Raw genomic sequence first — 21,041 nt, 5'->3', positions numbered from 1 at the left:
TCGAACAGATCGGTACCGGCAGAATGGATCGTCCAATGACGATGAATCGAGATTGCCTGTTAGGAAGCCGACGCGTGACGAGTCGCGAGGAAATTCTCGCACGTCGAACTCAGGCAAATGGCGGACCTTTATCTAGTTTGTGACGATTTTTCTGAAAGACGTCGTCTTGGTTCGTAACCCCGATCACACTCGCCAGTGTAGTGAGCAGCGGAAACTCCGCGTCTGCCGTCAATCCGAGCGGCGTACTATGAGACGAATGAGCATTAATTCGGCTTTACAGAGCATTTGACACATCGTCCCACCTCAATACGGTTGAGCGTCAATATGACGGAGTTTCCAATGTCTCTTCTTTCGGCTTCTTGCGCTGCCGTTGTGCCCGGATTGGCAGAAAGGTCAGCGTACATGCTGGAGGCGTTTCGCGATCCTGACCGCGTTCGCATTCTTTCATCCGTGCGCCGATATCTTGGAAAAACCACTGAACTGCACTCAGGCTTCGGTCTGACTGGCAGCGGTCGGACCTATGCGGCCAGGGAAGGGGGCCGGCCGGCATCCAGCGGCATCAGCAACGACAGAAAATCGAAAGCCGATATCGTCGTTGGTACGACCGGACGAAGCGGCGACGCCATGGTTCGGTGACGCGAAGCCAGCGACATTTTCCGGCACAGTGAACGGCCTCCACTTTCGGTCCGGAGAACGGACTTATCGCTCTTGACATGACATGGTCCGCATACCTCCTCTGACAAGTGAAGGCGCGCTCCATGAGCCAGGTCGTGCTCGTCGGAATGTTGAGGTCCAACGTAGACACTGCCGCTTAGGCGAGCTTCGATTCTACCGAATGGGTTGATCGCTGTATCAGCCGCAAACTGTCGAGGTTTTTCGGCTTTAAGGGTATGCAGCAATGTCGAGGCGCTCAACAGACCGTGATAATCATTCGCTTCACGTCCTTGTCGTCGATCAGGATCCACATGACCGCCGGACAGTGATCGAATATCTCAAGACGCAAGGGATGAGGGCGATGTCCGTCGATAAGCCCTCCGAAATCAGGCATCATCTCAACAACGACGTTTACGACCTCGTGACGCTTGATCTTTCCATGGATCGGAGCAATGGCCTTTCATTGGTATCCGAGATCAGGTCTTGCTTCCATTTGCCCTTGATCGCTACCGCGCCTTCGCATGTTGGCGAGAGCCTGCGTGTCGCGGCATTGGAACTGGGTGCTGATGACTGCATTGCCAAGCCGTTTGGGTTGCTGGAGCTGGCGGCACGCATTCGGGCAGTTCTTCGGCGACGCGACCGTCTGTACGCAGATTCTGGCTCGCGTAGCCAATCAAAGTCCCGGCGTTGCCTGTTTGGCGGCTGGCAACTCGATCGTCGAGCCCGGCGCTTGGGCGTCCCTGACGGATCTTGCGTGCCGCTGACCAAGACCGAATATGCACTTTTGACCGCCTTTCTCGACGAGCCCATGATCGAGTTGTCCCGCGAACATCTGCTCCGGGCGACCCGCCTCCATGAGGATCTGAACGACCGCACGATCGATGTGCAGATCTTGCGCCTACGACAGAAATTAAGGCCTACGCCCGAGGTGCCGGAGATTATCCGCACTATTCGTGGTGTCGGCTACATGTTCATGCTAGCCGTTGAGAATATCGGATGAAATCATCGACTTCCGCCGACAAATTTCGTCGTTCTCCCGGTGTGATCGCGGGACGCTCATGCCATTAGGTTCAATGCGAACGATCGTGCCAAGTGTCCGCCCGTGAATGCTTTGATGACGGACCAGATGTCGGTAAAGGGAATGAGGCGAGCCCACGTTCAAGACACGAACGATGCGGTTGCGCGGGAGGCTTGTCGGTGCGGCTTTAGGCGCCAGCGGACGGCGGCCGGTGTCGTCGCCGCAAAAGCAACCGAGAGGCCTTTGCCTGCTTAACAGTTACCAATGCAATCAATCCTCGTCGCGTTGTGTGATCGAATTGAAATATTGCGTTGCTAGAAGTTGTCGTGGCTCGTTCCACGAACACCACGGCGATGCCGCCGCCGGTTATGAGGCATACAATTCACACCACCAGAGTACGGGATCATCTGATGAACCTGCTGTATTCAATCCGAAGAGATCGTTTCAATGGGGACTCTCATGGGCGGGGAGCTTGCCGACGTCTCGATGGTTGACGCGCATCGACACGCCCGTACTCGCGTTGGCCAAGTCGTAATCTCGGGATTATCACCGGATCGGACGGGCTCTATCTAACAGTTCGCGATCGAGGATCGCGCTCGGGAAGAGACACAGAGCGCCTCTGCTTTTCCTCGATCTGTTGATAGAGGTCGTTACTCCGTCAGTTGGCCTATCCGCATCATTGGGGCCAAGCTGCTTTGGTCCAATCCAATCCCGAATTCAACCTGAACCCCCGACCGAAGTTAGAGCAAGCATCGGCTGTGCCAGCGGTTATACCGTTGAGAGCACGCAACCCTCATCCCTTAACGTTGCAGCAGAGCTGCAAGAGAGGACATTGGAGAGACATATGAACCATCTGTTGCGATTTGTAACCACGTCCCGCGTCCGAGGTCTCCCAGCCCATCTTCGCCCACGATCGGGTGGCAGGTTAGGGATCGCCGTTCTGGGCATATTTGGGTCTCTTCTCTCGCTCGGTGCATCGACAAACGGTGCCACTATCTTGACGGCCGATGGCATCAGGGCAGCGACCTCGACCGTGGACAGTCAGTTCATCAAGAAAAACACGGCAACATCAAACGACTGGCCGACCATCGGTCTCGACTACGCTGAAACGAGGTTCAGCAAGCTCGATCAGATCAACAAGGCGAATGTAAAGAATCTCGGACTGGTCTGGAGCTACGATCTCGAATCGTCGCGCGGTGTCGAAGCAACACCGGTCGTTGTCGACGGCATCATGTACCAGAGCGGGCCCTGGAGCATCGTGTATGCGATCGATGCGCGCACCGGCAAGAAGCTCTGGACCTTCGATCCGCAGGTCGATCGCTCAAAGGGCTATAAGGGCTGCTGCGACGTCGTCAATCGCGGCGTCGCGATCTACAAGGGCAAGGTCTTTGTCGGCGCCTATGACGGCCGGCTGATCGCGCTTGATGCCGCGACCGGCCAGAAAGTGTGGGAGAAGGACACGCTGATCGACCACGATCACTCCTACACCATCACCGGTGCGCCCCGCGCCTTCAACGGCAAGGTCGTGATCGGCCAGGGCGGCGCCGAATATGGTGCGCGCGGCTATGTCACTGCCTACGATACCGAGACCGGCAACCAGGTCTGGCGCTGGTTCACCGTGCCCGGCGATCCCTCAAAGCCGTTTGAAGATTCCTCGATGGAAGCCGCGGCCAAGACGTGGGATCCCGCCGGCAAATACTGGCTCAATGGCGGCGGCGGCACGCCGTGGGATACGATCACCTACGATCCCGAACTGAACATGGTCTATATCGGCACCGGCAACGGTGCGCCGTGGAATCGCAAGATCCGCAGCCCGTCCGGCGGCGATAATCTTTATCTCGCCTCGTTGGTCGCGCTGAACGCCGATACTGGCAAATATATCTGGCACTATCAGGAAACGCCTGGCGATCACTGGGACTACACCTCGACCCAGCCGATGATCCTGGCCGACATCACCATCGATGGCGCGCTGCGCAAGGTGATCCTGCATGCGCCGAAGAACGGCTTCTTCTTCGTCATCGACCGCACCAACGGCAAGTTCATTTCGGCAAAGAACTTCGTCGATGTGAACTGGGCGACCGGCTACGACGCCAATGGTCGGCCAATCGAGGTGCCGGCGGCCCGCGGCGACGAGGCTTACGACGCGGTACCGGGCCCTTATGGCGGGCACAACTGGCACCCGATGTCGTTCAACCCGCAGACCGGCCTCGTCTACCTGCCGGCGCAGAGCGCACCGTTGAATCTCACGCCGGAAAAGAGCTTCCAGCAGAATGCTGCAACGCCCGGCAAGTACGGCAGCGTCACCGGCTGGAATGTTGGCTTCGTCCTGAACGGCTCGAAGGCTCCTACTTTCGGCCGGCTGCTCGCCTGGGATCCGGTGAAGCAGAAGGAAGCCTGGCGGGTCGATTACGCGTCGCCGTGGAATGGCGGCACCCTGACGACGGCGGGCAATCTGGTGTTTCAGGGCACCGCTGACGGCCGGTTCGTGGCTTATGATGCGACCACGGGGCAGACATTGTGGGAGATGCCGACAGGCACGGGTGTCGTTGCCGCTGCCGCGACCTACATGATCGACAAGGTGCAGTACGTGTCAGTTGCAGTCGGCTGGGGCGGCTCCCTCGGCATGTGGGTGCGCGCGGCTGAATTCCGGAATACTGGCAGGGTCTATACGTTCGCGCTCAATGGTAAGGCGAAGATGCCGGAGTTCGTTAAGTATCAAGATCAAGGCTTGGTGCGGGGCGTGAAGTACGAGGCAAAGGACATCGATAAGGGTGTGGCGCTCTACTTTTCGGCATGTGCGACATGCCACGGCGTGCCAGGTGCTGGCCGCGGTGGTAACATTACAAACCTGGGTTATGCCCCGGCCGAAGAGATCGCCAATTTGAAGAACATCGTCTTTGCCGGACCGTTCCGCAACCAAGGAATGCCTGACTTCACTGGAAAGCTGAATGACGAAGACGTTGCGGAGATCCAAGCCTTCATTCAAGGTGCCGCGGACGCTGCGAGGCAGAACAAGTAGCTGTCCTTGAACATACTGCTCGGAAGTACGCGCGGCCCGCATACAGTGGGCCGCGCACCGGTTCGGATTTCTGCTAATTCATGGTCTTTATGCTCGCAGGCGCGGCCAACTGGGAATTGTCGAAGACGAGGCCGATGTTGGATATTACGCGAAACGCAGGGCGGGGCCGATGCCGAGGACTTTCGTCTGGTCCCATCATTCAAAACGATCGCTCGTCTCACGACAATTGAGAGTAATGGGCTGCTCTCGAGGGCCGAGACGGCCATCGCGGCGAGGCGACTAGCAAAATCTTGCGGACATTGACTGCAGCCACGTCGCAGGCGCTCCTTGCGACTTGGAACCGACGGCCTCGACTCCAATGGGCTTCATCTCTCGGATCTGGGTCAGTGACTTTATATCGATTTCTGTTGAGATGCTTAAGCATGGTTGTGGAATTCACGAACATTCAAAGTCACGTAACGAGGTCGTACATTCACTTGGAGATCGTTCTCGACCTTAGGAGTATCTCGATGTCTTTCTTTGACTTCTGCTACGGATGATGCGTGCCATACCCGCGGTTGGAACTGCGGCAAACCCGAGATGCATCATCCCGTACACCCAATAGCAATTAAGGCTGCTGGCGGCTCTTTCGATCTCGTCCGCTCAAGTACTGATCGCGGCCACTGGCTTCAAGACTTGGAAAGGATCTCAGCACGTGAACAACTCGGGCGCAGTGAATTCGCTGTCGTTGTCTCGAAGGAGTATGCTTGCCGCGCTGAGTGGGATCGGAACTATGCCGTTCCTCGGACGACAAGGCCGGACTGAATCCCGGGATGATCCACCGCCATTCCAGACCATGCGATATCAATTCACGCTGATCCGTCCATCTTCGGAGCTGTCGCCGGTCGTTCTGAGCGATTTGAGTGGCAAGGCGACATCATTGGCAGCCATTCCCGGCAAGGTCATGCTGATCAACCTGTGGGCCACTTGGTGCGAGGCATGCCGAATCGACCTACCGATGCTTGAGCGACTTCATGTCGTGATGGGCGACCGAGTCGAAGTTACGGCGGTATCGATGGATACAAACGACCGCGGGAAGGTGAGGGCTTATCTGAATAATCTTTCAATTCATCACTTGGCGATCCTTCTCGATCCCCAAGGACGGCTCGCAAATAGCTCGACAGAACATCCGGCACAGCTCACGACTTACGGTTTCCCGATTACCTACCTAATTGATGCGGCGGGTCGAGTTCAGGGTTATATCGCTGGTGCGGCCGACTGGCTGGCGGATGATGCGCAGCGGCTTCTCGAATATTATTCCTCCAGCTAGAGCATGATCCGAAAAGCGTGCAGCGGTTTTCCGAAAAGATCATGCTCAATCGAACACCCAAAGCGCGATGACGATTCAACAAAATCTCATCGCGCTTTCAGGGCTACGTTAGCTTTGCCCCGTCAGCGACCAAGCTCATGCGGCGGCGCAATATGCCGCGAAGAACCACTTCCGGACTTATGCGCTGCAGCAATTGCATCCGAATTCATCAGCGTGGGTGGCCAGTGTCCAAGGGTGGGGATGCCAAGTCATTTGTGCTGTCGTCGAGTCCGGCGAGAACACGAGCATCCTCAGCATAAGCAGGTGGCAGTTGAGGGGTCGCCGGGTCATTGAACCGTGTTGCCTCGGGCTTGGTGGCCAGCACTGTGTTATACGGGTTGCCGAACACAAACACCTTCGAAGTGCGCCAAATGATCCATTCCAGTTCGACGAATGTGCGCATCTTCAGCCGGTACTTCCACAACAGCAGGTGTTGAATGAAGTTCCAGGTGACGCCCCAGGCCCAGAATGGTAGGCGTCGATAACGAATAGGGTAGAAGCCGAGTTGGCGCATCTTGTAGACGAGAAGATTGGCGCCGACAAAATTGTAGCGCCAGTTTTCGAAGAAGGCGGTGACGCTCAGATAGTCCTCTTCACGGCGACAATGATCAAGCGACCCCGGTGAGCGGATTAACAGGCGACCTCCCGGCTTGAGCATTCGCCAGCATCGCGCGAGCCAAGCATCCAAGTCTTTGGTGTAGCCTATCGACTCGAGCGAATAGATAGCATCAAAACTTTCACTCGGGAGGTCGAGGCTGTCGAAGTCTGTGACGATCACTTGTCCACGCCCCCCAAGTTTCGCAAATTTCCTCCGGCAGATGTCCGCTTGCACGGTTGAATTGGTAACGCAAACAATTTCGATGTTGCGCCGATTGGCGAGGTATTCAGCCGCCGCGCCGGATCCGCACCCCAGATCCAACAGTCGCATCCCGTCCTTCAGCTTCAGAAGAAGGTATTCGGCTTCGTAAGGCCACGAAAACGGCGCTCTGGGGAACACACACGTGCTGTAGTTCGCTTGCTCGTCGCGATACGCGCCGAACACGTCATCATATGTACGTTTCTCATCGTCGTGCTTGAGAAAGTCGTTCGCCTGCGGAGTCCAATCGACCAGTTGGCGCTGTTCGAATTGATTCAGCTGATGGCCGATCTTGCTTGCGTCCTTCGGTTGAGTCACCAGGAGAAAAAGTATGTAATGAAGAAAGCCGTATGCTACGATCAAGGCAATGATGATCGCCGCTACCAACTGAAACATCAGGATAATGTCCAAGCTCGCTCCCTGAACGCTGAGACGTTCTGAACGCGGCGGCATTCTCACCCCGATTAGGGGCCGCGTCCCGACAGCACTATGTGTTACGATCGTACGATTTTATGTGCCTCTTGTGGAGCCCTACGGAGAAGCGGATAGCGGAGCCCGATGGCGGCTAGAAGACAAGGATTTCTGGCGTCCAGGGAGCCGGCGGGCTTGCGCCAGCTCGAGGACCGCTATGAGTCATGTGTGGACGACGCCCGCATTGCAAGAAGAATCTGACGTAGCGGCCGGCGGTCGGGTGCAAGTCATGTGTCCGGCCTGTTTGCGCGGTGCCACGACCGCTGGCCCTGATGTAGTCCGCGGATCGGGTCATCTGCATTGTTCGCGTGCATCAGCATGGGGACGTGCACCATCGGAAATCACAGGCAATCGATGGGGAGGTTCATGGGGGACCAGCAACACTCATGCACTTGTGGATGGCAATGGTCTGCCCGTACGGCTGGCACTGAGCCCCGGGTGAGGCGCATGACAACCGGCCTGCAGGCAAGCTGCTGTCTTGTCTGAGATCCGGGTCAACGCTTGCCGACCGAGGCTACGACCGATTGGATCAGAGAGCTTGCGATGAGGAATGGTGCATGGGCGAACATCCCGCCAAAAGGCAATCGCAATGATGCGATCCGTTCAGCCCCTATCTCTACCGTGCCCGCAACCGGGTCGAATTCAGCCGCATCAAGCAATGCCGCCGGGGCGCGACTCGCTACGACAAGTTTGCAATGAACTACCTTGCTTTCGTCCAGCATCCATCCGGCCTTGGCTGGCCGGGCGCTAATGAGTTCACGCCGCTAGCTCATGAGTTTCGCCATTCCGTCAATTGGTGTTGGAAGGATGAGGCCGATGCGACGACGTTGATGCTCGGATATTGCCTTGGATAGAGGCTCCCCTGAGATGACCGAGCATGTGTTTGATATGCCGGAACATTAGCAGTTGCCCATCCGAGTTGTACCTAACTCCATCGGAGTAGCTCATTCCGAGCCCCGAGACGGAGTATCGCAATGAAAACTATTATGCGCATTGTAGCGATGGGAATTGCAGTGGCTGCCCTCGCAGGCCAAGCACACGCACAGGTCAACGGCGCAGACGGCTGGTTGGCCCTCCAAGAGCCTGGCATGTATGCGTTCTCACATCCAAGAAGTAACCCGGGGACTGGAATCGGTACGTCCGGTGGATATCGCTCTTCGACGGAATCGTACGCCGGAATGGTAACGACTGGTTCGAAACCCGCTCCAAAGCGTGTGGCACGGCGAGTAAATCAACAGCCCAAGTTGGGCCAATAGCCAGTCTGGTGAAACGGTAGCGATCACTCGCGGCGACGTTTGGCGGTCGCATTTGGCCACAAATTCGATCAGCAGATGCAGCCACAAGCCCCTATCAGCGTCTGCCGTCGCGGATACGGCTGATGAAGTTGTCCATTCGGCCTGCGATGACTACGCGTTTCAAGCATCCATGGTGGACCGGAGGCCGAATGGGTCGGTGTTAGACGGATGATTGCCTTGGAGTTGGCTATGGCGCTGATGGCTCACCTCGACCAAGACGGCGGCCGCAACCATTGCATGCTTGGGTCAATGGTCCCTTGCGCAGCTTTGGCGAAGAAGACGTTCATGGACGCGAGCCCGCAAGCGGCTCATTTGCGAATCATGACACGCGCTTCGCGGTCGGAGGTGTCACTATGAAATCTTAGTGTTTATGTGTCTCGCGGCAGCTTTGCTGTTCGGTGCTCGCGCACGCCATTATTCTGCAACGTGAGCGTTCTCTAAAATTGTCTCGGGCTACTTTAGTGCTCGACCAACTGAGCGAGGGAGGCGGTTCTGCCAAGGGAACCTGCATGTGACGCTCGTACCTCGAGATATTGATTGCCCCAGGTCCAAAGCATGCGGACAACGGGTTCAAGAGAGCGACCGAGCTTCGTCAAGGAATATTCTACACGTGGCGGGACCTCCGCATATATCTCGCGATGGATCAGGTTGCTTGCCTCGAGTTCACGGAGCTGCCGCGCGAGCATGCGTTGAGTGATTCGGCGGGAGAGGCGCCGCCTGAGTTCGTTAAAGCGGATCGTATCATCGAGAAGATGATAGAGGATCACTGCCTTCCACTTGCCGTCGATCAGATCAAGCGTCGCCTCAACCGGACACCCGGCCGCACAATCATACGTCTTGCCGTGGAGCTTTTTCATAGTTCACTCCGTGATATCAGAGCACAGATTTGTGCGTAATTTTCTGGGGTTAGAATAGCGCGCAATGTGCCCGGCGAAAAGATCGACGTGGGATGGTGAGCGCTGAATAAGCGGGGCGAGCCGGCAAGGGAAACCCCTTGCAATAACCCTGCGAGCCGCCGCCGGCATCGACCGGCATCGATCCATTCTAAGGGCCTGACGTACGAGCAGCGCGCTGACGTCGCCGACAACATTGGAACCTGTTCCAATGCCCAATGGCATAGATGGGAACCCTCTGTGACGCTCCGGGCCTCCGGTCCGACGAATCCTGCCTGCAGCGCGCTACGCTCGCGCGGCAATTCCACAGAGGCTGGGACGGTCGGCCAGCAATCTTGTGACCGATACATGACGCAGGCAGAGCCAACGAAATTCGGCCGGAGAAGGGAGGCGATGCACCCTCACCGGCCTGGATAGAGGTGAGGCGAAATATCGTCAAGTCACCGCGACGGCATCGGCTGCCGGATAGTCGGTGTAGCCGCGTGCGCCGCCTCCGTAGAAGGTCGAGCGGTCGTAGCGGTTGAGCGGCAAGCCGCGCCGCAGCCGCTCGGGCAGATCCGGATTGGAGATGAAATGGCGGCCAAAAGCGACCAGGTCGGCGTCGCCAAATGCAACGATGGCTTCCGCTGAAGCTGGGGCGAATCCGCCGGCCGCAATCAAGGTCCGGGAGAACTTCGACCGCAAATGCAGTGCTGCGAGCGGCGGCCGGCCATGCGAGGTCTCTTCGGTGCCTTTGATGCGTGGCTCGACAACGTGAAGGTATGCGATACCCAGGCGGTCGAGCTGCGCGGTCACGTAGCCGAACGTCGCCGCCGGGTCGCTGTCCGACATGGATCCGTAGGTGCCGCTTGGTGCGATTCGCACGCCGACGCGATCGGCTCCCCAGACGGAGACGGCGGCCTGTGTCACTTCCAGCAGGAAGCGGGCGCGGTTTTCGATGGGGCCGCCGTATTCGTCGGTCCTCTTGTTCGTCCCGTCCTGCAGGAACTGGTCGGGCAGATAGCCGTTCGCGCCATGGATTTCGACGCCATCGAAGCCCGCCTGCAGCGCCCGCTGGGCGCCGGAGCGAAACTCTTCGATGATGCCAGGGATCTCATGCAGTTCGAGAGCGCGCGGCATTGAGAAGGGCGCTTCACCCCGTTTGGTGTAAGCGTAGCCCTCGGCCGCAATCGCAGAGGGCGCGACCGGCGCTTCGCCGTTCGGCTGCAGGTCGACATGCGACTGCCGTCCTACGTGCCACAATTGCTGGAAGATGCGGCCGCCCTTGGCATGGACCGCCTCGGTGACGCGCTGCCATCCTGGGATCTGAGCGTCCGAGTAGATACCAGGCGCACCGGCATAACCGTTGCCGCGGGTCGAGACTGGCGTTGCTTCGGAGATGATCAGGCCCCCCATCGATGCGCGCTGGGTGTAGTAATCGACCATCAGGTCGCTCGGGATATCGCCGGGATCGGAGCGCATTCGCGTCAATGGTGCCATCACGATGCGATGGGACAATCGATAGGGGCCGACTTGGGTCGGTGTGAACAGCTTAGACATGGGTAGGTTCCTTTCGAGCGTTCGGTTGGAGGGGAGAGCGGCCGATGGTGCTACGCACTCCTGGGCCACCTCACGCGCCGTCACACCTTGACAGCAGTTGCCCGCTGAAGGACCGGGATCATGTCTTCTGGCTCCGGTCGGCGGGTGTAGTCAGGGTTCACTTCGGAATAGAGGATCACACCGTCCTGTCCGATCACGTAGCGGGCCGGCATCGGCAGACTCCAGCTCGGATCGTCGTTGAACGTCGGGAGGTCGTTCTTCAGCTGCGAGTAGAGTTCGACCAGATAGTTGGGCAGGTTAAAGCGCAATCCGAAGGCCTCGCCGACCTTACCCTTCACATCCGACAGGATCGGGAACGAGAGCTTGTTCTGGCGTACCGACTTGCGGCTGTTCGGGGCTGTCTGCGGCGAGATCGCGACCAGGGAAGCGCCGTACCGGTCGAACTCCGGCTTGGTGGCCTCGAGCGACCGCAGCTCCATGTTGCAGTAGGGGCACCAGACGCCACGGTAGAAGCTGAGCACCAGCGGACCACGCCTCAGGAGGTCGGCTGAGTTGATCACGTTACCTTCCGGATCTTTCAGCGAGAAGGACGGCGCGAGATCGCCCGCCTTCTTGGCCTGCCGGGCAGCCCCTGACGCGATCAGTTCTGCGGTGGCGCGGTGCATTGTCTCGATCACCGAGCGAGGAACACTATAGGGCGGCCTTCCGGCTTCGAAATCGGCCTTGAAAGCATCGAGTTTGGCTTGAAGCGACATGACGGTTCTCCTCTAGCGTCTGCGTGGAGGACGGCGGGGCCGCCCGTTTGGTTAACTCACGCATAGGAAGCTAAAGGAGACCGCGATGGGGGGTAGCGGGCACGCTGGACTAGAGCTTATTCCGCCCCGGAATGATCGCTACGCAGCGGGTCAGCACCCCCTGCAGATGATCAGCTTACGATCGAGTTCCTTGTCAGCCTGCTGTTGCTGGCGCTCCCAGGCCGACACGGCCGCGGGCTCGGGAACGTCGGCCTGGTGCGGTTGGTGATGGCCGACCGGGGCAAGCCAGGGCAGCTGTGCGGTCAGTACTGCGGGCGAACGATATGCGGGAGCGCTGTTTGACAGGTGGGGAAAGACGCTGACGGCATCATGTTGATAGGCAGCGTGCGCCGGCGAGAGCATTCCGATGAGGACAACACCTGCCCTGGCCGTGTTGATTCCGCGCTTCAGGATCGAGATACGGGACATGGCGACTCTCCTTCAAGGAGGAGGCTCGGGATGAGCAACTCCGTTGCTTGTCACCGTACTCATTCGCCTGAGATGCTGAATGCCGTTTGAGATCGAATACATGCTCATTCGTCTCGCGAGTGCAGCGAGATGCGCTCATGACCCCCAATCGCAGTCGACCGGCTCGGCTAGGCGTCAAATGTTCGTTCGAAGAAATCCACAAACGCCCGTGCCTTTGTCGTCGCGGCGCGCCCGGTCGGAAACACGGCCCACAGCTCGAGCGCAGGAAGACTCCACTCCTTCAGGACGGCGCGGACGGCGCCCGATCGCAGTTCGGGGCTGAACATCCATTCCGAGGCGATGGCGATTCCCGCGTTGGCGAGCACGGCTGCTCTCATGCCTTCCGCAGCTGTCACCCGCAACCGGCTCTGAATGGTCAATGCCAGCTCGGTGCTTTCGCGCTGGAACGACCAAACGCTGCCTTCCCGGAGATAGACGATGGCCTGATGCTTGCTCAGTTCGCTTGGCGTAGACGGAGTGCCCGCGCGGTCGAAGTAGGCAGGTGTGCCCAGCACGAAACGCTTGCATTTCGCGATCCGGCGAGCAGTCAGCGCGGAGTCCATCATCCTTCCCATCCTCAGAGCCACATCGATCCCCTCCTGGACCAAGTCGATCTGACGATCGTCGAGAACCACCTCCAGTTCCAGTTCCGGATGCTGCGCCAGGAATTTCGGCAAGATTGGAATGAGATGGATGCGAGCGAATGTGACAGCAGCGCAGACGCGCAGACGGCCCTTAAGGCCAGCTCCCGCTCCTCGCGCCGCAAGCTCGGCTTCGGCGGCTTCCTCCAGTGCCCGTCTGGCGCGCTCGAGATAACCGAGCCCAGCTTCAGTCGGGGCGAGCCCGCGGGTCGAGCGCGTCAGCAGCTTGACCCCGAGGTACTCCTCGAGCTGGGCGACCGATTTGGAGACGGCCGGCTGCCCAACCCGAAGCTGCCGCGCCGCTCCGGAGAAGGAGCCAGTTTCAACAACCCGCACGAATGTCTCCATCGAAGCCAGACGATCCATCCTATTCTCCGCAGGAATGAGCGATATCGCTTCCCCCTATCTGCCATGCCACGTTGGAATTGGCCATCTCTGTAGGCGTCAGTGTCGCCGGGGAGAAAAGCGATGAACACCTACGAAAAGCGGACCGCAATGCTGGTCCAAACTGCCACCCCCAATGCTGGTCGGATGGCTCGCGCGAAAGCCATCGCGTTCGAGGCGGCCCAGGCGCTGTCCGGAACGGCGAGGGAAGGGCTAATGGCCTATGCGATGACAGGTAGCGCCGTGGCAGGCATCGTCATCATTGCTGCGCCGCATCTTGAGGTGCTGCTGCGTTGCATTTTCCATGGACGTGGATAGGCGGGGCGGCCCACCCGTGGACCACCGGCTGGATTGACACGGCCTCGCTGGGCATTGAAACAAGGGCGGCAGGCGCAAGGAGGCCTCGAATGCAGCGACTGACCGAATCTTCTCATTCTGCGCTTCGTCCGCGCAGCGTTCGTACCGAATTGCCGGGCCAGATCGTTCTGGTGCTCCAGGGAGGCGGGGCACTGGGGTCCTACCAGGCCGGCGTCTATCAGGCACTGCAGGAAGCAGGGATCGAGCCGGACTGGATCATCGGGACCTCGATCGGCGCCATCAACGCGAGTCTCATTGCCGGAAACGAGCCGGAGCACCGATTCGAGCGGCTGCACGCGTTCTGGAACCGCGTGCAACGCGTCCCGCACTGGGGCTTTCGGGGCACGTTCCCGGGACTGGACGGACGCTGGTCGCAATGGAGCACGCTGACCCAGGGCATTCCCGGCTTTTTCACGCCGAACCCGCTTGCTCATGCCGGTGAAGCTTTTCCGCTGGGTGCCGACCGCGCCGGCTATTATTCGACCACCCCGCTCGAGCACACCCTTGCCGAGCTGGTGAACTTCGACCTTATCAATCAGGGAAGGCCGCGTCTGACGGTGGGCGCGGCGCATGTGCGAACCAGCCAGATGCGCTATTTCGACACCCGTGACGGCAGGCTCGACGTCAGGCATATCATGGCGTCGGGGGCCCTTCCGCCCGCCTTTCCGCCCGTGCGCATCGACGGCGAACTCTACTGGGACGGCGGCATTCTTTCCAATACGCCCACCGAGGCGGTGTTCGACGACAATCCGAGAAAGGACTCGGTGATCTTCTCGGTCCATCTTTGGAATCCGGTGGGGGCGGAGCCGACGACGATGGCCGATGTCTTCAACCGCCACAAGGACGTGCAGTATTCCAGCCGCATCGCGAGCCAGATCGCGCGCCATCAGCAAACGCATCGTCTGCGTCATGTCATCAACGAACTCGTATCACGGCTGCCTGAAAGCGAGCGCAACAAGCGGGAGGTCGCGGAATTGCTAGGCTATGGCTGCCAGACCCGCATGCATGTGGTCCAACTGCTCGCGCCGCAGTTGGACCACGAGGATCACACCAAGGATATCGATTTCAGTCAGGCCGGAATCAAGCGGCGTTGGGACGCAGGCTACGCGCACACCAAGGCCGTGCTCGCTCGCAAGCCTTGGGCCGGCCAGTTCGACCCGTTATCGGGTGTCATCCTTCACGAGGCCAAGGACTTGACGGCGCTCGCGGCCGAATGAGCGGCCGCGCGCCATCACGCGCTTGCTGCCATGCTCAATTGGTACAGCCGGCCGGTGGCATCCAGGTCCTCGGCGCGCCATTCGCCGCCGACGCCTGCGATCATCCAGCTCAGCAACGCCCAAAGATCAGCGTCGACTTCCGCACCGTTCAGCGGCTCCAGCGCGTCGGGCAGGGCGTAGACCTCGATCCCGTCGGGAAAAGGTTCTCCGCTGCGGCCGATGAAGACGAGCGCGTAGACCATTCCCGAGGGAGCCTGCACGTAGCCGGGACGGGACAGCCCGTTCGCAGCGAGGGCGAACTGTTTGACGAAGAATTCTCGAAATTCCGGGTAGTGCCCGACGCGGTCTTCCGCGAGCACAAGCACTCTTCTCTTGTTTTCAAGCGTCGGATTTTCGATGACGTGAATCGCTGTCATGGCTGCTTTCCCCCGATGCGGTCCAGGAAACGGTTGATCTTGGTGGCGATCTCCTCGCCGGAGTCCTCCTGCAAGAAGTGCCGGCCCGTCACCAGTTCGGGTCCTTCGGCGTGTGGCAAGAGCTCTTTGAAGCGCGTCGCGAACGTCCTGTAATCGAAGACCTCGTCTTCCCGCCCCCACACCAGCAGCGTTGGGAATTTCGACTTCCTCAGTTCGCGTTCGAGCCATTCGAAGCGGGCCAGGCCGCGCGCGCCTCCGTCAAGCGGTATCCAACGCGGCCAGGTCCAGGTGAGTAGACGCGATCCCGGATCCGGCAGTATGCCCTCATAGACGCTCTGGGCCTCGGCCTTGAATTTCTTGCGGTCGACGACGGAAAGATACATCCCGCGACCTGCAAGCGCATTGTGACGTCCGAGAAGATAGGGCCCGACGAGGGGCGCATGCATCATACGCCATGGGAAGATCCGTTTGTGGAATTCGGCTGGAGGCAGCGGCCACGCCCACGTGCTCATGATGACCAGGGCGCGGACGCGGTCCGGATTCGATAGGGCAAAACCGAGGCCGGTCGGTCCGCCCCAATCATGACAGACCATGGTCGCGTTGCGCACATCGAGCTGCCGCAGGAGGCCGGTCAGATTGGCGATGTGTCCGTCGAGTGTGTGGGCCTGTTCGCGGACGGGCTTCTCGGACAGGCCGAAACCGATCATGTCCGGAACGATCACGCGCCTGCCGGCGGCGGTCAGCGGCTTGATGAATTTCCGGTAGAGAAATCCCCAAGCCGGGTTGCCGTGCAGGAGAACGACCGGATCGCCGGCGCCCTCGTCGATGTAGTGCATGCGCCAGCCGTTGACGCGCTCGAATTTCGGCTCGTACGGCCATTGCTCGTGCGTGAAACACTGCACCGATCCCGATGTGCCCATCCTTTTCCTCCCTATCCAAAGAAAATCACGGCCTGGCCGTTGAGTCCCGGCAGCCTGACCACGGGGCCCAGAGATTCGCCTGTCGCGAAATCGAACGCGACGACTTCGTCCTGGGCCACGCAAAACAGCTTTCGGTCCGGCCCGAAGCGTAGGCCGCGCGGCCTCCTGAATTGAGTCCCGCGATCCGGGGCAAGGACGCGAACGAGATGGCCATCGGTCCGATCGTATTCGCGGATGGTCGATACTGCATCCGGACTTCCGAACGGATGCTCACTGCTAACGACCACGTTTCCGGTCGGTGCGATCGTAAGGTCGAGCGGGCTGAGCTCCGAATCTTCGACCTTCCAAGAGTCGTTGATCTTTCGTTCCGGACCGAACGCGAGAATGGTGTTGTCGCCTTCGCCGCCGGGGCCAATGCCGGACGCGAGAAAGAATGTGCCGTCTTGTCCGAACGCGAACCCACGTGGGAACGGCACCACCGCCGGCGGAAGCACAGTCTCGCCTGTCCCCTCGAGCGTCGGCGCGAACGCCATGATCGCTCGTGCAGCGCGCAATCCGACATAGTATCGGCCATCGGGTCCAAAGTTGCCGCCACCCGGGTTCAGCCCGGGGATTTCGCCGGTCTCGCGCACTACCTGGCCCTTGCTGTTGATCGCCAGAACGCGGTTCGAGCCGCTGTTGAGGTACAGCAAAGTGCCGTCGACGCCGACGCCGCGAGGATCGACGATCCGAGCGTCTTCGCTGAAAGGTCCGAGCAGTTCTCCATCCCCATCGAACGCCAGGAGCTTGCCATAACCCGAACCGTTCGCGCCCGAGGCGCTTGTCACGAGGAGAACCATTGGAGTTCCTGTCGGTGCGGCCGTTACGACGCTAAGCCCCGCGGTCGTATGATAGGCGATCGATACCCGCCAGCTTCGATTTGAGCATAGCAATTATTCCGGACTGGAATGGTGCGCGCGTCTCGAATGAGCAATACGGCCTTACCCATCATTCGATTGTCAGTCGTATTCTTAAGGGGAATGAATCCTATCACCTCGACATCTCTGCCGATGCGAGAGGGAATCGAGCAGGGTCCGGAAGTCAGTTCGATACTTCTCAAACGGGAGAATGCAAATGATCAACGGCTTCACACTTCATGACGCGTCCACTGCAGCACCGGCTTCGGCCGACATTCTTAACGGCGTTCAAAAAGCCTGGGGCTTCGTGCCAAATCTCCATCGCGTACTGGCTGAGAGTCCCGCCGCCCTCGAGGCCTACAACACCCTATGGGATATCGCCGAGAAGACCGGCTTCGCGCCTCAGGAGCGCAACATCGCGTATCTCGCAATCATCTACGAAAACGAGTGTACCTATTGCATGGCGGGCCACACCAATCTGTCGCGAATGGCAAAGGTCGACGACGATACGATCGCGGCCGTACGCGAGGGGCGACCGATCGCAGATCCCAAGCTCGAGGCGCTACGCCAGTTCGCGGCGAAAATCACGCGGCAGCGCGGCTTCGTAAGCGAGGCCGATGTCGCCGCCTTCAGGGCGGCCGGATACGACAATCGCGCGGTGCTCGACCTGCTCGTACTTGGCGCCACGAAGCTTATCTCCAATTACACGAACCATCTCGCGCAGACGCCGAACGACTCCTTCATGAAGGGTGCCGAATGGACCGCCCCTGGCAAGCTGAGGCCGGCAGCCTGATCTCCGATCGCGGCCGCCCCCCGGGCGGGGGCGGCACTCGCAGCCGTCGCTATGACGGGCGCCAGGATAGGAAGACGTCCCGGGGGCGGTCGCGGGCTTCGGCAGCAGCGTGAAAATCCGATGCCTTTCTATGAGCTTGGGACTTCGAACGGTTACCCGTAATGGCGCGGCCGCATCAGGTTCCGCCGATTGGAGGTGTCAAATACCAGGGCCGGGCCCTCTCAGCAGCGAGTTTCAACATAATTTTACGCCCTGGCAACGAGGCGCTTGTTCGGCCTTGCATCGCTTTCTTTAAATAAGCGACGATTAACACCTGCTACAAACCCGGTAGTTGTATCTCAACATGGCCGAGATGAGTTAATGCAAGCCCAGAGGAGAAGACGATACGCAAGATGCGCTTTGCCATGTTCGCTGGGACAGCTGCAGTGGCAATTGGCCATTGTCCCACCATCGATCTGGTTGCTCGACGCGGCTCAGCGAACTGAAGCAGGTCGTGAAACGGCAATAACTTAGTTTATCAAAAAAAGCCGCCCATGTTGGGCGGCCCGCAGACCCTTTGAGCAAGCCTCAAGTACGAGTCCAGCATCTCAAAAATTTGCTGACGTAAATACCCGTCCCGACGCCGGAGACATTCGCGCGCTTCCATGGCACGAGGAGGCGGGATGGCAAGCATGACTTGCGGCCCGCGCCACCTTGCGCGTTGGTGAATTTCCGCTTTTGGCTGTGGCTCTCGGCACTTCTGGGCTCTTCAAAACGGTGGCTCTCGGCACTTCTGGGCTCTTCAAATAAGGACTGCGTTGGCAACTACCAGCAAGTCCCGAAGTCGTAGCCTGGCATTCAGCCATGGTATCAAAGTCGCAGCGCTGAGCCTGGCCACTGGGGGTTATGAGGCAGTACTCCAAAAACGGATAGCGTTCGCATTGTTTCGACGAAGCCTTGCATTGCGCCATGCTGCTGTACTCGCAGTTTCGAACGCGGCCGTTGGTTAAAAAGCGGCAATACTCATACGGATGCACGGCCTCGGCTGGCGAGGTAGCTGCCAATGGGGAGCGTTCTGGCTGAGCAGCCCGGAGGCCCTCGGGAGGCATGGCTAGCAATGCGAGTGCGACTAATCCGGCCCCTTTGCAGTTTAACCGCGGAGCCGGCATCAGGCCTGCGGCGCTCTCCATCTTGTTCCTTACTGCGGTAAGCAAATTTCGTATCGGGGTCGAATCGATCGGCACCGACGTGGCGAAGCAACGGCGTCGTGACGACAAGATCGAAGACTCTTTCAGCTGGTTCATATGCTGTCCTTTCGCTTGGAGTGCTGTTTGAGTGCTGTCCTTTCATTTCGAGGTCAGCCTCGCCCAATCGCCTCAAGCGTGCGAGTTCAACGATGCAAGGTTTTGTTAATCTGCTGTAGGGATGCGAATCGAGCGTGGTGTAAATCAGTTATGATCGATCGCGGCTTCGCCGCATCATGCTGCTGGAGCTGACGAGATCAGCATTGCAGTGACCCCCAGCCCAATCCTCGCATGCACATCACGGTTTGATCGTTGTGCATCCAGAAACCAGAGCACCCTGCTCACGCCGCAGGCGTCCATCGAAGTCGGCGGACCTCTGTCGGTTTTTCTTCTTCGTCCATCTGGCAATTGGCACAAGTCCATATCGCATTGGTGAGCGTGACGAAGATCATTGCGGTATCGACCACGTCCTGCGTCGGTCTCGAAGCGTTTGCACCGGACCGGTGTCGGACCAATAGCCAGCAACCAATAATTGTGGGCCCGTTTCTGGCTTGAAAGCACACGCCCATGGCGGCGATGGCGGGCTTCGTCGCCTCATTCTTCGAAAATGCCTGCCGTTCAAAAAGTAACAGGACCCGCCATAAAGATTTGCCCCCGGCCCTTGTTAGGGTCGGGGGCTTTTTGTCTTTGAGCTCAGCATGCGAGCCTGATTGTTGCATTCGCCTTCGAACTGAGATCAGCGAGTAATTTGCGCCGATGATTGTGCGCTGGATCATCCAACATAGCCACCAGCAATGGAAATGTTCTCATGACAGTACATGCCACGGCGGAGCAGAGGGCGAAATGCGTGCGCCTCTATTCCCAGGGCGCGCTGCAAAAGCAGCTCGCCGTTGTATTCGGGCGGCCGGAGCCAACGATCCGGCAATGGATCAGAAAGGCTGGCGCGCAGCGTGGCCACAAGTTTCGGGGCCATCATCTCAGGGTAATGCAAATGGTGGGCCCGGCAGGACTCGAACCTGCAACCAGACCGTTATGAGCGGCCGGCTCTAACCATTGAGCTACAGGCCCCCGGGGTGGGCCCGGTGGTGGCGCTCCGTTTACAGGCTCGGCCGCCGCGGTGCAATGCCAAGAGGGACCGCCGGGCCCCGGGGCAAATTCGACCCGTTTGCCCCGGTTCGGTCCGTCCCGCGCTTATTCGGAGCCGGCGCCGAAGCCGGCTATTTGAGGAGTTCGCAGACCGTGTCCCGTTCCCGACCAGGCCCGGCGGGATAACGGATGGCGATCTTGTGCCACCATTCCCTGAGCGCTTCGCGCTCGCAGCCGAGTTTCACGCACATGCCGTCGGCGAATTTGATCCAGTCCGCGAAACGCTGGCTTGAGACCGCAATGACGACGGGAATATCAGCGTCGAGCGCGCGCTCGATCAGGTAGCCGAGGCCCTTGCCCTCGCGCTCCCGCTTGCCGAACCGGTTGATGATCAACAGGTCGGCACCCGCGGCGAGCGCCTCGGCGACCCGTTCGCCGACATTCCGGAGCCGGTCGAGATCAAGTTTGCAACCGGTGGCGGCCGGGTTGAAATCCTGCGCCAGCGATAATTTCTCGCCGCTGTGGATCAGCACCGCCGACAGGCTCGAATCGGCACATTGGCCGGCCTGCACCAGGCCGACAACCCGAAAGCCGCGCGCATTCAGATCCCCAGCGAAATCGCGCAGGATCGAATCGGGGTCCTGATCAGCATCATAGACCAGGGCTGCAAGGTCGCATTGTGCGTCGAACATGGCCCATCTCGTTCTTGTGAGAAGGCGATCGCGGCGATATGCGCCGCCGCGACCGCGCGTG

Annotated in this window: 20 protein-coding genes, 1 tRNA gene and 1 pseudogene; 9 read left to right on the top strand and 13 right to left on the bottom strand. The window is 59.4% G+C overall.

The features are described from left to right. Positions 1-339 precede the first annotated feature (339 nt). The 4 genes from A3AI_RS0136605 (at position 340) to A3AI_RS0136580 (ending at position 6,000) form a co-directional block, all read left to right on the top strand. Positions 340-636 carry a hypothetical protein gene (locus A3AI_RS0136605; RefSeq protein ID WP_156928110.1) on the top strand — a complete coding sequence of 99 codons (297 nt, stop codon included), beginning with the start codon at positions 340-342 and terminating at the stop codon, positions 634-636. Between the two features lie 262 nt (positions 637-898). Next, positions 899-1,654, top strand: a complete 756-nt coding sequence (locus tag A3AI_RS0136595; RefSeq protein WP_036050974.1) for a response regulator — start codon at positions 899-901, stop codon at positions 1,652-1,654. A gap of 862 nt (positions 1,655-2,516) precedes the next feature. Next, positions 2,517-4,691 (top strand): PQQ-dependent dehydrogenase, methanol/ethanol family, encoded by a 2,175-nt coding sequence (locus A3AI_RS0136590; protein ID WP_084801157.1) that lies wholly within the window; start codon positions 2,517-2,519, stop codon positions 4,689-4,691. A 772-nt stretch (positions 4,692-5,463) separates the two neighbouring features. Further along, complete coding sequence (locus tag A3AI_RS0136580) at positions 5,464-6,000, top strand: TlpA disulfide reductase family protein (RefSeq protein ID WP_198030320.1); 537 nt, start codon at positions 5,464-5,466, stop codon at positions 5,998-6,000. A 208-nt stretch (positions 6,001-6,208) separates the two neighbouring features. Here A3AI_RS0136580 and A3AI_RS45590 read toward each other — a convergent pair whose 3' ends face one another. Further along, complete coding sequence (locus A3AI_RS45590; protein WP_024520270.1) at positions 6,209-7,306, bottom strand: SAM-dependent methyltransferase; 1,098 nt, start codon at positions 7,304-7,306, stop codon at positions 6,209-6,211. A 359-nt stretch (positions 7,307-7,665) separates the two neighbouring features. On the opposite strand from A3AI_RS45590, the pseudogene A3AI_RS50390 reads away from it, so the two are divergent. Next, positions 7,666-8,115 (top strand): annotated as a pseudogene (locus tag A3AI_RS50390) (transposase); the annotation flags it as partial. Positions 8,116-9,119: 1,004 nt separating this feature from the next. Here A3AI_RS50390 and A3AI_RS0136560 read toward each other — a convergent pair. From A3AI_RS0136560 to A3AI_RS0136540, 5 genes are all read right to left on the bottom strand, one after another. Continuing rightward, the gene (locus tag A3AI_RS0136560) at positions 9,120-9,518 is read right to left on the bottom strand and encodes a winged helix-turn-helix transcriptional regulator (protein WP_024520267.1); all 399 of its coding nucleotides are present in this window, start codon (positions 9,516-9,518) and stop codon (positions 9,120-9,122) included. A 471-nt stretch (positions 9,519-9,989) separates the two neighbouring features. Then, the gene (locus tag A3AI_RS0136555; RefSeq protein ID WP_024520266.1) at positions 9,990-11,093 is read right to left on the bottom strand and encodes an alkene reductase; all 1,104 of its coding nucleotides are present in this window, start codon (positions 11,091-11,093) and stop codon (positions 9,990-9,992) included. 80 nt (positions 11,094-11,173) lie between these two features. Beyond that, positions 11,174-11,848 carry a peroxiredoxin-like family protein gene (locus A3AI_RS0136550; RefSeq protein ID WP_024520265.1) on the bottom strand — a complete coding sequence of 225 codons (675 nt, stop codon included), beginning with the start codon at positions 11,846-11,848 and terminating at the stop codon, positions 11,174-11,176. A gap of 150 nt (positions 11,849-11,998) precedes the next feature. Continuing rightward, the gene (locus tag A3AI_RS0136545; RefSeq protein ID WP_024520264.1) at positions 11,999-12,316 is read right to left on the bottom strand and encodes a hypothetical protein; all 318 of its coding nucleotides are present in this window, start codon (positions 12,314-12,316) and stop codon (positions 11,999-12,001) included. Between the two features lie 167 nt (positions 12,317-12,483). Then, complete coding sequence (locus tag A3AI_RS0136540; RefSeq protein ID WP_024520263.1) at positions 12,484-13,362, bottom strand: LysR family transcriptional regulator; 879 nt, start codon at positions 13,360-13,362, stop codon at positions 12,484-12,486. Between the two features lie 102 nt (positions 13,363-13,464). Here A3AI_RS0136540 and A3AI_RS0136535 point away from each other — a divergent pair, with 102 nt between their 5' ends. Both A3AI_RS0136535 and A3AI_RS0136530 read left to right on the top strand, forming a co-directional pair. After that, on the top strand, positions 13,465-13,698 hold the full coding sequence (locus tag A3AI_RS0136535; RefSeq protein WP_024520262.1) for a hypothetical protein: 234 nt from the start codon (positions 13,465-13,467) through the stop codon (positions 13,696-13,698). 89 nt (positions 13,699-13,787) lie between these two features. Then, positions 13,788-14,954 (top strand): patatin-like phospholipase family protein, encoded by a 1,167-nt coding sequence (locus tag A3AI_RS0136530; protein ID WP_024520261.1) that lies wholly within the window; start codon positions 13,788-13,790, stop codon positions 14,952-14,954. Positions 14,955-14,968: 14 nt separating this feature from the next. Here the strand turns inward: A3AI_RS0136530 and A3AI_RS0136525 are convergent, their stop codons facing one another. Genes A3AI_RS0136525 through A3AI_RS0136515 form a run of 3 tightly spaced genes read right to left on the bottom strand, consistent with a single transcriptional unit; the run spans position 14,969 to position 17,129 of the window. Then, positions 14,969-15,370 (bottom strand): hypothetical protein, encoded by a 402-nt coding sequence (locus tag A3AI_RS0136525; protein ID WP_024520260.1) that lies wholly within the window; start codon positions 15,368-15,370, stop codon positions 14,969-14,971. Further along, positions 15,367-16,290 (bottom strand): alpha/beta fold hydrolase, encoded by a 924-nt coding sequence (locus A3AI_RS45585; RefSeq protein WP_024520259.1) that lies wholly within the window; start codon positions 16,288-16,290, stop codon positions 15,367-15,369. Before A3AI_RS45585 ends, A3AI_RS0136525 begins: the two co-directional genes overlap by 4 nt. Before the next feature lie 11 nt (positions 16,291-16,301). Next, positions 16,302-17,129, bottom strand: coding sequence for an NHL repeat-containing protein (locus A3AI_RS0136515; RefSeq protein WP_024520258.1), 828 nt, complete (start codon positions 17,127-17,129; stop codon positions 16,302-16,304). 274 nt (positions 17,130-17,403) lie between these two features. Here A3AI_RS0136515 and A3AI_RS0136510 point away from each other — a divergent pair, with 274 nt between their 5' ends. Beyond that, complete coding sequence (locus A3AI_RS0136510; protein ID WP_024520257.1) at positions 17,404-17,979, top strand: carboxymuconolactone decarboxylase family protein; 576 nt, start codon at positions 17,404-17,406, stop codon at positions 17,977-17,979. Between the two features lie 587 nt (positions 17,980-18,566). Here A3AI_RS0136510 and A3AI_RS50385 read toward each other — a convergent pair. Further along, positions 18,567-18,929: a DUF3551 domain-containing protein gene (locus tag A3AI_RS50385; protein ID WP_502685786.1), complete on the bottom strand. Its 363-nt coding sequence runs from the start codon at positions 18,927-18,929 to the stop codon at positions 18,567-18,569. Positions 18,930-19,543: 614 nt separating this feature from the next. After that, the gene (locus A3AI_RS0136500) at positions 19,544-19,978 is read right to left on the bottom strand and encodes a hypothetical protein (RefSeq protein WP_024520255.1); all 435 of its coding nucleotides are present in this window, start codon (positions 19,976-19,978) and stop codon (positions 19,544-19,546) included. 32 nt (positions 19,979-20,010) lie between these two features. Between A3AI_RS0136500 and A3AI_RS50380 the strand changes: the two genes are divergently transcribed. Then, complete coding sequence (locus A3AI_RS50380; RefSeq protein ID WP_084801164.1) at positions 20,011-20,238, top strand: helix-turn-helix domain-containing protein; 228 nt, start codon at positions 20,011-20,013, stop codon at positions 20,236-20,238. Here A3AI_RS50380 and A3AI_RS0136490 read toward each other — a convergent pair. Beyond that, positions 20,195-20,270, bottom strand: a tRNA-Ile gene (locus A3AI_RS0136490). The two genes, A3AI_RS50380 and A3AI_RS0136490, sit on opposite strands and share 44 nt — an antisense overlap. Positions 20,271-20,419: 149 nt before the next feature. Then, entirely contained in the window at positions 20,420-20,980 is a 561-nt protein-coding gene (locus A3AI_RS0136485) for a DUF2478 domain-containing protein (protein ID WP_024520253.1), read from the bottom strand. Between the last annotated feature and the right edge of the window lie 61 nt (positions 20,981-21,041).

This window comes from Bradyrhizobium sp. Tv2a-2, assembly GCF_000472425.1.
Lineage (GTDB): Bacteria > Pseudomonadota > Alphaproteobacteria > Rhizobiales > Xanthobacteraceae > Bradyrhizobium.
This window is presented reverse-complemented; position numbering and strand designations above follow the sequence as displayed.